We start from the raw sequence: 16189 nt of genomic DNA on the forward strand, positions 1-16189 counted from the left end.
TAAACGTTAGCACCAAGTGACTTTAGGTAGCTACAGCAGGCAATTTCGGTAAAGAAAGCCAAATTTGGCCATTTCCGTTTGAATATACCAAATTAGATTGGTCTAGAAAAGGCGTGATGTCAGAAGTATTATAAGTTTCACTAACGCCTCTCACCATCAAACCGTTATTGACGTTTAGCTGCCTAAGATAAATAAAATTGTTAGGCGACAAGGTTGTTTGATTATTAAGTTCTTGAGTTTGTGTGAACGCTATTAAACCATAGCTTGAAAGACTGTGAATCCTCGAAACCGTATCCGCATATATCAAGGTCGTTTGATTTATCTGACCAGACAACCATACCGCACTAAAAATGTCTGGTCGGGTATTGTAAACAGTGTAAAAGCCCCTTTGCAAAGCTAAATCTTCGGAATTAAGCATCCTATTGTGATCAATCGAATAAGATTGAGGGGCAGCATTTGTAGCAAAATTGATGAAACCGGATTGTGAAAGGAAATACCCTATCAAAACCAAGGAAAGCAAGATAGTTACTACTTGACGATTCTTAGTGACCTTAGAAAAGTTGGTGCGCCTGACTTTTGCTAAAAGATATCGTCCTGTATCGACGAGATTCTCACCACCCAATACAAAAAAGGGAGCAAGAAAGATCATGCTTATTGAATACAACCGGGTTAAATTAAGAGCAGGAGCTATGTTAGGAATAATAACTGAGAATGCTAGAATAGCCACCCATACAAGTAAAAAGCTACGGTAAGTTTCATTAAAAGGAATTCTTCGAGGCCGTACTAGCATAACCAAAACTCCAAACGCAATGAAGGCATGCACAATAAGGAAAAGAGCCCAGTTTATTCCACCTGCAACAGTCAAAATTGGCGTAGCGCTGATTGAGGTTCGGCTAGCAGGATTAAGAAGAGCTTCCGTAGAAAACCTTGAAAAAACTGAAGTGACAATTGAAGATAAAGTTGTTAAAGGTGCAACCGTTAGACTATACCATGAGAAAGTCATGACAAAAAGCAATAAAACCATAGAACCATTAAGTACACGATCAAAAACACGCCTCATTCGCAATAATAAATAAAAAGATAGAAGGAACACCAAATAGATATAGGTTACAGAATAATGCGAAACTACCATCCCCGCACCAAAGATTATCAAAAGTAGCCGTCTTTTTCCAAAAAACATCTTTGAGTCCAACAAAACGAAGCATGATAAAACCAAAAACAAAAGTGCCACTATTTGCTTATCCAAACTTAAGAATTCAACACCGAAAAACGTCAATGGAGTTGAAATAAAAAAAAGCACTGCCAAAAGCGACTTGAATTTCTCCCAATGCTTACTTAAGGTCACATACATTGTTAAGGGAATAAGAGAAAAGAGGAACGGGTAGAAAATCTTGAAAAGTAATTCTCCTTGAATATTCATCAAAGCGGAATATATTGTTGGGAGTATAGTAACGCTCAACATGGAGTTATATCGCGCATAGTCAAGTTGACCGTAAATTGGTATGAGCTGCCAATTGCTGTTGTTCGAAGTTAATCTAAAAATGTAGAACTCTATGTTGGAATCAAAACCCATTATATACTGTGAAGTAAACACTATTTGAAATACCAAAGCCAAAGAAACACCCAGAATAACCAGAGGATACAGGTTTGGGGGTATAAGTTTAGTAGAAGAACATACAACTGCAAAGACCGCTGCTATCCCCACTATTGAAAATGTCAGCAGGAGGGCAGAAACAAATGGGACCGATACGTACAAAGCACCCGTTAAGCTTGCAATAATTAGCAAAATAAGAAGGACTAACAGAGGGTAAACTGTCTTTGAGTGGATGAAATCAGAGACGCAATTTGTAAAAGTTCCCGTTATTTCATTCCGGTAACAAATCAAAAAAAGGATTATTGTGGGAAGACTCAAAGAAACTTCTAATGGAACTACCGACAAAGGTCTCAAGAAACCAAGCACTAAACTTAAGCCATTAAGAATAAACCCAACAAACATTGTATAAGTTAAGCTCAACCCCACTGCAAACAAGAACGTTTCGATTGTTTGAAGCTCGTTGAGGTGAAGAAACTTAAGGAAGACGAAACCCGGAATGAAGGTCAAATAACAAAATACAACAATTTGCCTAATAATTGGAATATCAAGGCTAACAGTGATGAACAGTAAAGATTGGATCACTACAAAGGAAATAACATCAGGTTTCATGAGGGATCACTGTTGTACCGCAAATAATTATAGCTATCTAAATAGTGTTTGATAAAAAACTATCAGTTCAAAATACTCTTTTCGGCGACTACAATAACTTGGTCCAAAAAAGTTTAAAAAAAATTATTGGTTTATTGCGAAAAACGCAGGCAGTTTAGCTCAACTTTTAATTTTAAAGAAAGTGAAGCCAAGACAGCAGTCTCCCATCACTAAGTTTTCCCTTCATCGTTCATGCCTGCATATTCTGCATTCTCAATAGTTGTCTTGTCTCCAGCTTACAATACCAGAGCATCCGCAGCAATCCACCCATACTTTATCTTATAGAGCCTGCCACATTCGGCATTACCTTGACAGGATTACGGTCGAAATAAAAAGGCAAGCTGAGATAGCAAAAAAATATCTCTAACCATAATTAATCCATGTTTTTGCAAGACTCGAAATTAGTCTCGAAGCGAAAGAGATTTACGCGATACATGACTAAAAAAACTCAGTACGGTAAACCAAATTGAAGCGGCAAAACGTAAAAAATAGGCTCCTACATTTTTTGGTATTTTTCTGTCTCCTTTAATATCGACATTGTTCACTTCGTCTAAGTCAACTCTAAGGTTACCCTTTTCAAGAGTCGTTATGCGGTCACCTTGACAGCTATCCATGTCCAAAAGTTCCTCATCAGCATACAAATTGAGCGCGTCTTTTGACACAGTTGAAGTTTTATTTGAAATTGACAATTTTTTGATCTCGACTGTTAACAATCGAACCATCCAACATCACCTCAGCAGAATACAAGAGTCATTTATACAACTAAAGTGCAGTAAATTCAAGTGAACAAGACATTTGTTGTAAATCCAGCATACGAGCTTTTGTTAATAACTTGCAACATCTGGTGAAGCAGACATACTTCCCCCCGTTCAGCGCACTCCCGAACCGCGTAAGAAATACAAACCAAAGTCAGCTCTGAAGTGGCAAGAAAAAGGTGTATTTGTGTAGCTCACCAATCCAACAACATTTATTAAGTCGCAATATACAAGACCAAAACGTGTTCAAGATGATTTTCCAAGGTCACCAAATGGCGTCGAGAATAGGGGCGACAATCGCATTATGCATTTTGTTATTAGTACCTTCTTTCGCGACGGCAACATTAAACAACTCACAAGTTCAAATTTCATCTATCGGTACAGTAGCACATAACAACGTTTTACAAACTTCACGAATAATTGAAGCAGATACACCTGTCAACATATTTCACCCCAACGCTGTGAATTACCAACCCAATGCTGAAGCGATACTCCATAACCTTGGAATTAACACAATTAGAATTCAGGGAGGAAGCGAGGGGAACGTTTGGGGGACAAATATGGTAACAAATGCTGAAAATGATTCGTGGGCAGACAACTTAGACAGCTTATTAACAACAATAGATGCAATGGGATTCAAAGCAGCGTTCTTTACGCTTGGAAGTGCATGGGGAAATCATTTAGGAATAAATGAGCCTATCGTCTCCATAATACAACAAGACATGCAACCCATGGAAGTAGAAATTGCAAAAACATACATCGATAAATTGGCGGGAAACAACAAACTGCAACATAACTTCATAACTGACCCCAGAATCGCGTACTGGAGCGTAGCAAACGAAGTATTTCTGGGAACATACATTGACCAAAGCACGTTCGTGCCGAGTAGTAACTACGATTGGGTGATACAGATGTGTGATTACATCAGAAGCAAAAATGGAAAAGTGGTAGTAGCTTCTCCAGTTGTCGATACAACAGCAATAGACGGCTGGCACTACAACACTGATTTTCAATGGACAGTCCCCTTGCTAAGCGGCCATGTTGATTATGTTGAGAGACATTTTTATGGCTTATATGAATTAGCAAATTACTATTACCTTGGAAATCAACAGTACAACTGGACTGCTTGGAAAACTTACATGCAAAGCCAATTGCAGAACATGATCTATTACAGAGGAGAATTTTCACTGAACCAAGTCATACTTGGAGAGTTTGGAATGTGGAGAGGAACTGGATCAGATATTGGCTTAACAAACTGGTACTTCAGTGATGAAAACATAAAAGATTATTATACTGCCATATTTCAAGTAATAGAAGAAGTGGGATTTCTAAACGTTGGTTTCCATTGCAGTTTTGCAGAAAAAAAAGCCAATGGAACCATGGCAAATACGGGTTCCCCTTTTGGAGTTATTGACCCCGACGGACAACCCTATCCGTACGCTGCTGACATAATCAAGCAAAACTTTGCTTTACTCAAAAGGACATAAAGAAATGAAGTAATATATAGACCAATGAACTTTTATTAGGATAGACTTAACAGCATCATGATATCTTACACCCGGAAGCACGAATTTCTTTTTCTCATATCCGAAAAAGTCAACACCCCGTTTATAGATTTAAGTCCAACAACTCTCTAATCAGCAGACCACTATCAAGTACAGACGCCTCCAACACAGGTACTGTTGATTCCAGTTCAGCTCGAATGGCAGCCCTATTTTTCCACGCCTCATCAAGTTTTTGAATTATTTCAGTATAGCGGGCTGTTTTAAACATCATTGAATATTTTCCCTGACCAGCCATTTCCATAATTCCTTTGTATTTATGGCTCCAACCAAGCGCAACAACAGGAACACACATAGAAAGGGAGGCAATGTTTGAATGCATCCTTGACCCAATAAACAGAGAACACTGACCAATTATGCCTTTGAGCTCCTCAGGCGAGTAATCACCAGTCACCATTTTAATTTTCTCTTTATGCTTAACTCTTTCAAGAACTAATTTAGAAATGTATCTGTCATCATTAACCGCGTACTGTTCTGGAATAATAACGTGAGGGATTAGCAATACCTGAGCACCCATATGCTCAACTATATAATCTGCCATCTTAGCGGTTAGAGAAAGATAAGATTCGCGATTAGATTTATAGAGTTTATAAATCAACTCATTTGTACCGATTCCAACTATCGGAACACGTGTAGGTACTTTTTCTTTCGCAAATATTTCTTCAATACGATTTTGAGATGCAGGTTTCATAGCAAAAGCTATCTCGGCAGCCAACTTAACGTTAGAAAAACCAATTTTTTTTAAAATTTCTATTGTTTCATTCTCTCTAACGACCACCAGGTCTGCTTTATTTAAGTATATTTTCGCTATAGGGTTCATCACTTTTTTGAATGGCCCTATTGATTGCGAATAAACCACAATTTTCTTTTTAAAAGCAACAGCTATGTAACCGTATAGTAAAGGAAAAATCGAAAAAGCACCATGGTCACTGAAACTATCTCCGGCAAGATCAATAACAAGATCAGAGGAATGATACTGTTCAAGAACATTTTCCGAAATCAGAAAATCGACATCTATACCAGCGTTATTAAAGCTAGACCAGATATGTGATCTTAGCAAAAGGTTACTCAATCGAAAGAAAGACTGCACGTAAGCAAATCTAGAAAAGGGAGACTTATTCGAAAAACCTACAACGTTAACACCATAGCGACTGCATAACTTGGCATCAAGATCAGGACAGTTTATCGAAACCAGAGTGAATCTTGAATTTGGTATAACCTTGCGCAAAGTCTCTACAGTACTTACAACCTGAGCAGCAGAACCCTTGTTCCAAGAACAATTGGTGTTAATTAATAATATGTTAGTCACGACTATACCCATCAAGATTGTGCAGAGATTAAATTTTGGTAAACAGCTATTGCTTTTTGGGCGTTGTGTTCCCAATCATATAGCAACTCCGCCTTTTTTCGGGCGTTCGCACCAAGCATTTTTCTTAACTGCGGGTTTTCTATCACCTTAAAAACCAAATTGACTAATTCAGAATCTGGATTTTTACAGATAAGAGCATCCTTGTTATTTTCAAGTTCTAGACCCTCCGCCGCCTTAGTAGTTGCAACAATAGCTTTTCCACAAGCCAAATATTGCAACATTTTCAGCTTGGTTCCACCTCCACTTGTTAGTGGCACAACTGCAAGGTCAGCAATGGCGATATAATCAAAGGGATTTTCAACAAATCCGGTTAGTATTATATGAGGGGAAGAGATTTTTGGAGGATTCTTACCCATTAGAAGAAGGTACACGTTAGGATATTTTTTAATAATTTGCGGTAAAAGGCGTGTTAAATTTTCCACTGCGTGCATATTAGGAGCATAGTTGAGTGTTCCATGGAAAATGAGTACAAAAGCATTTTGTAAACCGTATGCTTTTTTGATGTTATCGCGCAGAATCAATTTTTTTGATTCATTTATACCCGTTCTATTCACAGCGTCTACCACCGTCATTTTTCAAGGTTGCAGTAGAGGACGTTACAGTAAACTTTTTGCTTGCAATCTTGGGGTAAATATCTATCAATGCCCATAATTGAGGGTTTGAGGACAAAGATAATCGAAGATACGATAATAAAGCAACCGGATAATCACGAAGTTTCGGCTGCAAAGGTTCCTGATTATACGTTGGAACGCGTTTGTTTAATTGCTTGAACACCTTTACGCGAGCTTCATGCTGCCGTTTTCTTGCTATAATAGATTGTGACTGCATGATTGCGTTACATGATACGCTTTTTAGCTTTATTTTCTTCATTTCAAGTGCTTTTTTCAATATTTCTTGCCCTAACTTGTTTCTGGAAATAATTATTGATTCCCCAAGCGAACTGTCAGAGTGGTGCCAAGCATCAGCCAACGAATAATCAGCCAATTCACAGGATTTATCATTGCAAAGCATACACCGAGGAGTGTGGAAATATGAATTAAAAACATGTCCCCAATAGTACGGGTCAAAATGGTCCATCGATTTTTCGCGTCCACCCTTTAAAGTTAAAGTTAATCTACCGGGCCAACCGTTTCCGCGGTAATTAATGGCCAGTACATCTTGTTTGTTAACATTTAATTTTTTGAGAAGGTAATCAGTTGCGGAAAAAGTCGGTGCATGATTACAGAATAGCCCAAAGTGTAAAACAATTTTTTTTGCCAAATTTTTATCTATTAGTTCTGTCTTTCGTAGCCCAGCGATGTGACATGGAAGACCAACTACTGCAAATTTACCTTCTGATTTGGCGAGAATCTTTAACGCAGAGTTTAATGGAACGGGACAATATTTAGACTTAGCAGCTTCAAGTATCTCTTTTTCTGTTCGTGCAATATAAGGTTCGGGTTCTAAAGGCCGAGCAACATTCATTCGAGTGACCAAAGCACCATCAATGTACTTCTCACTCAAGCAAAACCGCAAAAGTTCGCTAACAAGTCCACCAGAAGTTGAATTACTGCGTAAAGTAGTATCCGTTGAATGGCCAATATAGCACCCGATGTGATTACCGATAAAAGAGTCACTCTTGTGACCGAAAACATCAAGATTTAATTTATTAAAATTAATAGCCGCACCAGGACAAACCAAAGAGCAAAGTCCACAATAGTTGCAAGAGTCGTTTACAATAGGAAGATAAACACTTTTAGTTTTTTGCATACGTATAGCCGATTTTGGGCAAATACCGTCACAGGTACCGCAGCCGGTGCAAAGACCTGATTCAACAACGCCACTAATATTACTTCTTTCTGGTTGTGTTCTATATTCCCCCATTGTTTTCTCGCTACCGATTTAATTTTTTTATTTGGAAATCATTTTCTCAAGAGGCTGCAAGGTTAAATTCCAATCAAGTTCATGTGCTTGTTCGAATGCCGCCGCACTTAGTTTTTCCCATTTATCTTGATCGGAGTAGCAATGAACTAAGTCCACAAAGTTGTTTTCATTAAAAGGCAAAACTCCTTTCAATTCATGTGAAAATTGTAACCAATCAGGAGATAATGAAGGCAAACCGTAGGAAAGGTACGTGAGGATTTTTGAGGAATGGAACTTTATTGGCCCTTTGCAGACTGTGTTTAAACCAAACTGATAATTTCGAAGAATGTCCAAGGAATCAGCAAATCCTTTGTAATTTAGGTGAAATTTCCTAGGTGGTTTGTGCCTGCCGTAAAGGTCAATTGGAAATGGACTTTTTTTGGTTAAAATTGAAATGAGGTCTCTATTGACCCAATAGTAGCCAGCAGTGCCTATAAAAACTACAGCGGTTGGAGAGGTATAAGATACTTTTTCTTCTTTTGGGTAACAACCGTACTTCAAAGTGACAAAATTGTTGCCGTTTAAAATATTTTTCCGAACATGATCCTCAGTTGTTTTCCAAGGAAAAACGACGAAATCTGATTTCTGCATGATTTCAATTTCTAAGTCTCTGTAAGCGGCGATTCGCTCAGGTGAACATTTATTTGAATAATATAGCTCGTCTACTTCAGGCGCTTCGTAACTAAATATTTTCACACAGCCCAAATCGCGGGTTAAAACATAAGAAATAGGATGTTCAATACAAATAACCGCATCATAACGACCTTGTCTAATCACCTTTTCCAGTCGGTCGGCACTGTATTTCATGTGTCTTCGCTCATGACCACTTAAAAACGCCAGACCACGAGTATAGTACCACCACAGCTTAGATGAATAACCTTCACCAGGATAGTGGTATACACTAACAACGTGATTTTTTGATTCTAGAAATTTTTTGTATGATGTCACTCTGCCTAGCGGACCACCATATTTACGACCGATTATTAAAATTTTCAAATTATTCACAACTTCGTCTCATTTTAAATCCAAGTGTTGAATATGTGAGGAGAAAACAGTAAAGTCAACATAACTCTGAAATGCACTTAGTTATCAAAAGGTACACTTATCAAGCTCTATCGAATTAGGGATTATCGTCATTTTTTTTCCCGAGATTCCCATTGCTTGAAGTATCCTTTTGTCATCTGAGGATACAGTAAAAACTGCATTGCACAAATTACAAGATTTAATTTCGATTTTTCTTGTAAGTGCTGTCTGCAATTTTCCCGAGTTCAAACTTTTTAGCCGTTCAGATTCAACGTTGTGAGCATCATACACTATAGGGATATTAAGCAATTTACCGATTACAAAAGCAGAGAATAGGGAATAAGGATATTCACTTTGTATGACAGTTATGTTCTCTTTCTTGCAAACAAAGAAAAGCTTCAGCATTAGATATAGGTCAAGTATTTGCGAATAAAAAACCTCAGACTTAATAGTCTTTCCTGTTATTCTAAATATTTGATTTAAAGCTTCTTGAAAGAATTTTAGTATACCAGGAAAGAGGAAAATCATATGACGAGGATAAAGATGAATAAGCATTTTCCCATTTTTTACTTCACGATATGTGTCTTTGTCATTAATCAATGCAGACAAAGACTTACTGGCTACGCGATCAATTATATATACGTTAACACCCTTTTTTGAAAGGGCTCTCGCAAAACTTTCTATTCTTTCCACTCCCCCATTGTATACACCTAACCAAACATGTGTACACATACAAACATTGATTTCAGAATTGTTATTAACTTGCGTTAAGCTTGCTGTACTCATATATGCACTTTCCATGGAGAACTATGCTAATTTCTGATACAGCTCTATATACTTCTTGATTAAGGTGTCCCAGTTGTGGTTTTTACTTACTTGTTGATATGCATTTTGGCTTAGCTTTGCTCGAAGTTTCTTATCGGACAAACCTAAACAGATTTTTTCAGCAAGGTCTTTAACGTCGCATGCTTTAGCAATTAGACCATTGTGACAATCTATTATGTATTCACGAGCAAAAGGATAATCAAAAACTACTATAGGCTTTCTGTTTGCAAGGGCTTCCAAGACTGCAACTGGTTGACCTTCGTATATACTTGGAAGGGTAATAAGGGTTGTCCCTTGAATTTTTTTCGTTAAGAATTCTTTTGTAACGTACCCGTGAAATCTAACGTTTTTTTTCAGCCCCAAGTTATCCGTTAAAGATTTTAATACGGCTTCCAGTGGACCTCTGCCACAGACGTCAAGAGTAACGTTAGGAAACTCTTCCTTGACAAGTGCCATGGCTTTTATCAGTTGCATGATACCTTTGTTGTAGAATAATCGACCCCAATAGAGTACTGAGCATTCGTTCTCCTTGGCTTTCGGATCTAATTGAATATTATCTAAATGAATACCATTATAGATTACTGAAACTTTACGGTAGTCTAACTCGGGATTTCGCCTTTTCATCTCGTCAACTCGCGCAGTGCTGCAAACTATAGCATGGTCTGCATGGTGCAAGCTTGCGTTGACAAGAAATTCATTTAGAGGGTACTCGAGGACTTGGTAAACAAATTCTCCTGGCGACCAAGAAAAAAGAGGTGAATCCAGAAAAGCCTTAGTTTCACAATGTCCACATCCGTGAACGTGAACAACAAACGTGCCTTGCCAGTTTTTCCTAAAATAAGCCAACACACCAGCAGCGCGGGTGTCAATACAGTGAATTATGTCGAACCGTTTTAAGGCACCAATCAAAGGCCCCAGATTTTGAAGAGGAAACCACAAATGCCGAGGAGGCGCCCTAATTATAGGCATACGAACAACTTCTAAGTGGTTATTGACTTTTTCAGAGGTGATTTTGTCGGCTTTTCCACAAAAGACTGTGGTGTCAACCCCATTTTTCGAAAGACCTTGGGCAAGGTCATAGCAGACAGTTGATACACCACCAAGAGAAGATGGCGGATACTCACCTGAGACCAAAGCAATTTTCAAATTTTTACGCAATTTTTGCACCAAAAGAACCGAGCTTTAACGTGAAACATTGTCACAGTCATAGGCTCAAGCATCTAACAAAGAATTGAAAGGGAATTTAGTTGTGATCTCTGAACCAGTTAACTGTGTTCTTAACGCCAGTCTCCAGGCTAACTTGTGGTTGAAAGCCCAAAGTTTTTATCTTTGTAATGTCCGCCACCATTTTTGTTATGTCACCCTTCCACGAGGAACCTGTAAACTTGATTACTGTTTTACCAGTTAAACCGACCTGCTCGATAACCAGTTTAGCAAGGTTTTCAATTGTGATTGGATTACCGCCGGCTATGTTGTAGATTTCTCCAATTTCGCCCTTTTCAGCCAAAAGCTTGAGCGCGTTAACGGTATCGGACACGTAGGCGTAGTCGCGCATGTTTGAAGGGTTGCCGAGAACTTCTAGCTGTGTGGGATCTGCATTTAGTTTCTTGATGAAATCGTGAATAACATAACGTGACTGTCTTGGCCCGTAGGTGTTGAATATTCTTCCCATGACGGGTTTAACCCCGAAACTCTTCATGTAAGCGGACAGGTACTTTTCTCCTGCAAGTTTGCTTATACCGTAGGGGGATACTGGCTCTTTTGGGTGTAGTTCGTCAACGGGAGTGTATTGGGGTTCACCATAAACCGCTGCTGATGAAGCATAAACTATCCGAATAGATGGATTGTAGTCTTTGACGCCTTTGAGGACTTTCACTGTGCCCTCAGCATTGACTTTCATCTCTTCAAAGGGGTCATTAAAGCCCATGCTAGTTTCTTTGGTTCCTGTGTTAGCGGCTAAATGGAAAACTAAGTCAACATCGCACAAACACTCCATGACTGTTTCTGAATCACGTATGCTACCTAAAGTGAACTTTGCTTTTTTGTTTACGTTTTCCATTTTTCCGTTTGATAAGTCATCTATGACGGTTACATTTGCGCCTTCTTCGATTAAAGAATCAACCAGATGAGAGGCAATAAAGCCTGCTCCTCCAGTAACAAGGATATTTCGGTCTTTCATGGTGGTTTTCATTTTCTTCATTCCTTACTCTTTTCGGGTAAATTGAGGAGTTACGCGCTGAAGTTGTTTTTAGCCCAGTGATACGCTGCTTTTGTTTCGTCAGCAAACTTTTGGAATGTGAATTGTTCTTCTATTGTTCTACGGGCATTTTGACTAAGTTTATTTGCAAGAGATTTATCCGACAACACTTCAACGATTTTGTTCGCCAAAGCTTTAGGGTCAGAAGGCGGAACAAGCAGCCCGTTAAATTCGTCTGTTATCATTTCGGGAATACCAACTATTCGGGAAGCAACTACTGGTTTTTGGCAACTCATGTTTTCAAGAACTCTGAAAGGGAAATTCTCGTATAGAGTAGGGGCAACGAAAACGGAAGCTATGGAGTAAAGACCAGGTATATCGTTGAAATCCCGAATGTACCCAACAAAATTGTAATTACGTTGAGGGATATGCATCTGCTGTATCATTTGTCGGTAAAGTTGTGAATTACCGCCACCCGTAAACACGAAGTGCGCATCCTTAACTTCACGTAGTATATACGGCATAGCCTTCACTAAAACGTGCACACCTTTGGTGGAGATCATTCTGCCAGAAAACAAAACGATGGGACCGCCGGCGTTGTTGTATATGCTCTCGATGAATTCGGAGCGTTTCACATTGGGGCTGAACTTTCGGTGGTCAACACCATTATACACAACCTGTATATTTGACTTCCTTGCGCCAAAATCCTCGGATAAAACATTCTTCATCCAGCCAGATGGAGAAATAAACGCCGATGACTTCTTCATGTAAGCCTTTTCAAGCCCTTCTAAGAAGGGCGCAAAAGTAAGCATCCACCGTTCGGAAGATTCAAAGCCTCCGAAGCCAACATTAGATTTCTTGATTGCACTATTACGCCTTGAAAAAGTTTCATGCACTGTTGTCAAGTAGCATAATTTCTTGGAGGCGAGTTTGAGTAAAATATCAGACATAGGTTGGTGTTGTCCGTGAATAACATCAAAATGGTGTTCTTTATGTAGGCGTGGAATCCATTTATAGCAAAGCCTCTGAAAGTTCGCCTGAGAAAAAAAGGTGTCTTTGCCCTTTGCTAAGATTTTGATGTTTACGTTATCGCCGAATGATAAAGATTCATCTTTGACGCTTTTGTCTTCAGGAACTAACCTTTGCGTTGCGAGGACATGAATTTCAACATCTTTTGGGAGATATTTGAGTAAGCCTACAGCGTATGTACCGCCGCCGCCCCATATGGGGTAAAGTTCAGGTGCTAAAAAACAAACTTTCATGTTAGATCCTCAAACCCGATTACAACGGTTTAGTTCATTTTTTAGCAATCGGAATGTTTCAGTGGCATGACGCTCTTTTGATACGCCGACAACAACGCCGCTTAAATCTTGGAGGCTTTCAACATATTCAACTGCATCTGCTGGACGAAGATAACCTGATGCTAGAATACTCATAGCAATCACTTCAGCATCGCGAGCACATTTTAGAGCAGCTTCACATTCAGCCTTTGAAGGCTCCATTTGGAAACCGACTTTGTTAAAAGAGGTAGTAAGAGTTACATCTTTGAAGTCGATATTCCACTCTCCAAATTTGTTTACGAGATAAGTGAAGTTACGAGTTTCAAAACCGGCTTTGATGCTACTTTTTTTCATGAATCTTATGTATGACTTAAAGAGGTCCTCAAGATTCAGCGCTAAAGCCATATCCGTTATTATTTCATGAAGCATAACTGATTTCAGGCATGAAACGGTTTTAGTTACAGATTTTATCCGAGAAATCTCATAAGAAACGTATGTTTTAAGTAAAGCTGATGGATTAAAACCTAAGAGTCCACCAGCATTTAATGCAAGAATTTTTGCGTTTGAAGAGAAAACCATTTCCTTGGCAAGTTGCCTTGCTAAACCTGAAACACCACCCGCGTTTGTTGCGCGTCGGACGTACTCGTAAGCGTAGGGCACAATTGCGTGAAGCTGCACGTTGTCAATTTTTGTTTCATTACTCAGAGTTTGAAGTATTGATAGGGTAGTATCGTCAACTGAGAACATGAAACCATCGGCGCCGTTTTCCAATGCCAGCTTCACAAGTTGAGCAAAATATTCAACACTTCCATGACCCTTGTCATTGGATCTTGCTCGAACTCGAGCTTGAGAAAGGTGACTTATACCGTGAAACGGATTGTCGCCTACTAAAAAGCTCATTGATTGCTTAGGCATACGCTTTACTCCTTACATCTTCAAGCAGACGATCTACACGTTTGCCATTTTCAAAATCTGAGTCGATATGTGCTTTGTTTACTATTGCTTTGACAAATGTTTCGTCTTCTCGGAAATACTCCGAGCCACCAAGCATGAATCCAACATTATCGCCTAAACTCTGCCGATACCATTTTTTGGGTTCTTCTTGATTCAGTTTAAGGGCAACTTCGTCGTCGTTAACTGTCAATGAACCTTTATTTCCAGTAATCGAAAGACCAAATTCAGGCATTCGGTAACCGTTTTTACACCAAGAAACTTCAAATGTTCCTGCCAGTGCATTAGAAGTTTCGACCTTGAAGTATGCCGAGTCCACTGAATCAGGAGCAACCTTTGAGTCTATTTTTGCTGTTGACACTGTTAAATCCCCAAAAAACCATGTTGCTAAGTCAGCGACGTGAGATCCAAGGTCTTCAAGGGCACCACCGCGCGCTTTTGATACCACCGAGCCTTCAGGTACATCCGCAAAATCGGATGAAAATGCATAAGCATCAAATGAAATCAATTCGCCCAACACATGCTGGTCAAGGAGGTTTTTTGCATGATTGAAGGTTACAGCAAAACGCTTCATGTAACCCACCATGTTAACACTTTTGTTATGATCTGCAAGTTTAACTAATTCTTGTGATTGTGCAAGTTTTGAGGAGAGAGTTTTTTCAACAAAAACATTGTTCGCTATCTTCTTCTCGTAGATCTCTTTAATTATAGAATAGTGTGAAGGAATAGGTGTTAGAACAAAAACGGCGTCCAAATTTAAATCTGCAAGTTTTTCTAAGTCATCAGTAACTGTGGAGTCACGAAATGTGCGTTCTGCAATTTTTCGCATTAATCGACTTTTATCGCATAATGCGGAGACTGTCACGTTTGGAAGAACATTAAGCAGACATGCATGCATTATACCCATTTTGCCTAAACCTATGACGGCAATATTCAGTTTGTCAGTTATCGTCGGCGCCATTTTCACAAACCTTGCTATTGTCTTGCTATAGAGTGGAAAATGAAGAAGGTATTTTGTTGATTTGGTCAAAACTTTTGTTTAAGCAGCTTTATCTTTTTCGACCATCGATTTTATCCAGCTGTAGGTTTTGGTCAAACCTTCCTCCAGCGTCACTTTAGGCTCCCAATGCAAAGCTTCTTTCACTAAAGTCAAATCAGCGTTTCTACCTCGTACACCTTGAGCAGCGTTCAAATCGTGTTTCTTAGATATTTTCTTCCCAGCAATTGCTGCGATGATATCAGCAAGCTGATTTATCGTTACAAGCCTGTCAGAACCGATGTTTATTGGTTTGGCAAAATCAGATTCCATCAGCGTTATAGTTCCCTGAACAGCATCATCAACATAACAATAACTTCGGGACTGCTTTCCGTCTCCCCAAATGGTAATTTCGCCAGGGTCAGGAGCCTCAGCAATTTTTCTACATAGCGCTGCCGGTGATTTTTCTCGTCCACCTTTGTATGTTCCTTCAGGACCGTAGATGTTGTGATATCTGAGAACGCGAATCGTCATACCGTAATCGCGTTGATAAGCTTCACAGAGTTTCTCAGTGTAGAGTTTTTCCCAGCCATAGAAATTGTCGGGGTCAGCTGGATAGGCATCTTCTTCTTTCAGGCCGGGCAGGTTAGGATTTGTTTGACGGTAGGTGGGATAAATACAAGCAGATGATGTGTAGAGGTATCTTTTTACGTTATTAATTCTTGCGGCCTCGAGCATATGGGTGTTTATCAAAACATTGTCATGCATTACTTCGGCACCAATTTCAGTGATAAAACCAATTCCACCCATGTTTGCAGCGAGATTGTAAACTTTGTCCATTCCTTCTGTTGCTTTGAGGCAGTTATCCCATACTCGCAGGTCAAGGTTCATTTTTTCATCGTAATATGCATCTTCCATGTAGTCGTCGAATTTTATATCGACTATTCGAACGAAATGTCCTTGCTGCCGCAGATATCGAGATAGGTGACTTCCTATGAAGCCACCACCACCAGTAACTAATATGCGATCCATTCTTTTGTATCCCCTAAATTTGACTTAGTTTTTTGTAATCTACTATATAACTATGATGGATTAAGACTTTATAAT

The 16189-nt window shown here is 39.1% G+C and carries 14 protein-coding genes; 1 reads left to right on the forward strand and 13 read right to left on the reverse strand.

Going from position 1 to position 16189, the window contains the following annotated elements; translation table 11 throughout:
• Window positions 1-22: 22 nt before the first annotated feature.
• Complete coding sequence (locus ACBZ72_05155) at window positions 23-2203, reverse strand: DUF2206 domain-containing protein (protein XES78262.1); 2181 nt, start codon at window positions 2201-2203, stop codon at window positions 23-25.
• A gap of 440 nt (window positions 2204-2643) precedes the next feature.
• Window positions 2644-2964 (reverse strand): hypothetical protein, encoded by a 321-nt coding sequence (locus tag ACBZ72_05160; GenBank protein ID XES78263.1) that lies wholly within the window; start codon window positions 2962-2964, stop codon window positions 2644-2646.
• A 593-nt stretch (window positions 2965-3557) separates the two neighbouring features.
• Between ACBZ72_05160 and ACBZ72_05165 the strand changes: the two genes are divergently transcribed.
• Window positions 3558-4484: a hypothetical protein gene (locus tag ACBZ72_05165; GenBank protein ID XES78264.1), complete on the forward strand. Its 927-nt coding sequence runs from the start codon at window positions 3558-3560 to the stop codon at window positions 4482-4484.
• Window positions 4485-4605: 121 nt separating this feature from the next.
• On the opposite strand, the gene ACBZ72_05170 is transcribed toward ACBZ72_05165, so the two are convergent.
• The 11 genes from ACBZ72_05170 to ACBZ72_05220 all read right to left on the reverse strand — a co-directional run bounded on the left by ACBZ72_05170 (window position 4606) and on the right by ACBZ72_05220 (window position 16114).
• Entirely contained in the window at window positions 4606-5868 is a 1263-nt protein-coding gene (locus tag ACBZ72_05170; protein ID XES78265.1) for a polysaccharide pyruvyl transferase family protein, read from the reverse strand.
• Window positions 5869-5879: 11 nt separating this feature from the next.
• The gene (locus ACBZ72_05175) at window positions 5880-6482 is read right to left on the reverse strand and encodes a glycosyltransferase family 4 protein (GenBank protein ID XES78266.1); all 603 of its coding nucleotides are present in this window, start codon (window positions 6480-6482) and stop codon (window positions 5880-5882) included.
• Window positions 6475-7791 (reverse strand): Coenzyme F420 hydrogenase/dehydrogenase, beta subunit C-terminal domain, encoded by a 1317-nt coding sequence (locus ACBZ72_05180; GenBank protein XES78267.1) that lies wholly within the window; start codon window positions 7789-7791, stop codon window positions 6475-6477. Before ACBZ72_05180 ends, ACBZ72_05175 begins: the two co-directional genes overlap by 8 nt.
• Window positions 7792-7818: 27 nt before the next feature.
• Window positions 7819-8835, reverse strand: coding sequence for a hypothetical protein (locus ACBZ72_05185; GenBank protein ID XES78268.1), 1017 nt, complete (start codon window positions 8833-8835; stop codon window positions 7819-7821).
• 84 nt (window positions 8836-8919) lie between these two features.
• Window positions 8920-9639 (reverse strand): glycosyltransferase family 4 protein, encoded by a 720-nt coding sequence (locus ACBZ72_05190; GenBank protein ID XES78269.1) that lies wholly within the window; start codon window positions 9637-9639, stop codon window positions 8920-8922.
• A 21-nt stretch (window positions 9640-9660) separates the two neighbouring features.
• Entirely contained in the window at window positions 9661-10836 is a 1176-nt protein-coding gene (locus ACBZ72_05195) for a glycosyltransferase family 4 protein (GenBank protein ID XES78270.1), read from the reverse strand.
• Window positions 10837-10921: 85 nt separating this feature from the next.
• A complete protein-coding gene (locus ACBZ72_05200) occupies window positions 10922-11878 on the reverse strand; it encodes a GDP-mannose 4,6-dehydratase (protein ID XES78271.1) in 957 nt (318 codons plus the stop codon).
• A gap of 29 nt (window positions 11879-11907) precedes the next feature.
• On the reverse strand, window positions 11908-13137 hold the full coding sequence (locus ACBZ72_05205; GenBank protein ID XES78272.1) for a glycosyltransferase family 4 protein: 1230 nt from the start codon (window positions 13135-13137) through the stop codon (window positions 11908-11910).
• A gap of 9 nt (window positions 13138-13146) precedes the next feature.
• Window positions 13147-14070, reverse strand: coding sequence for a hypothetical protein (locus ACBZ72_05210; protein ID XES78273.1), 924 nt, complete (start codon window positions 14068-14070; stop codon window positions 13147-13149).
• A complete protein-coding gene (locus ACBZ72_05215) occupies window positions 14063-15136 on the reverse strand; it encodes a Gfo/Idh/MocA family protein (GenBank protein XES78274.1) in 1074 nt (357 codons plus the stop codon). Before ACBZ72_05215 ends, ACBZ72_05210 begins: the two co-directional genes overlap by 8 nt.
• Before the next feature lie 9 nt (window positions 15137-15145).
• Entirely contained in the window at window positions 15146-16114 is a 969-nt protein-coding gene (locus tag ACBZ72_05220; protein XES78275.1) for an NAD-dependent epimerase/dehydratase family protein, read from the reverse strand.
• Window positions 16115-16189: the final 75 nt, after the last annotated feature.

Source organism: Candidatus Bathyarchaeia archaeon (assembly GCA_041447175.1).
Lineage (GTDB): Archaea > Thermoproteota > Bathyarchaeia > Bathyarchaeales > Bathycorpusculaceae > JADGNF01.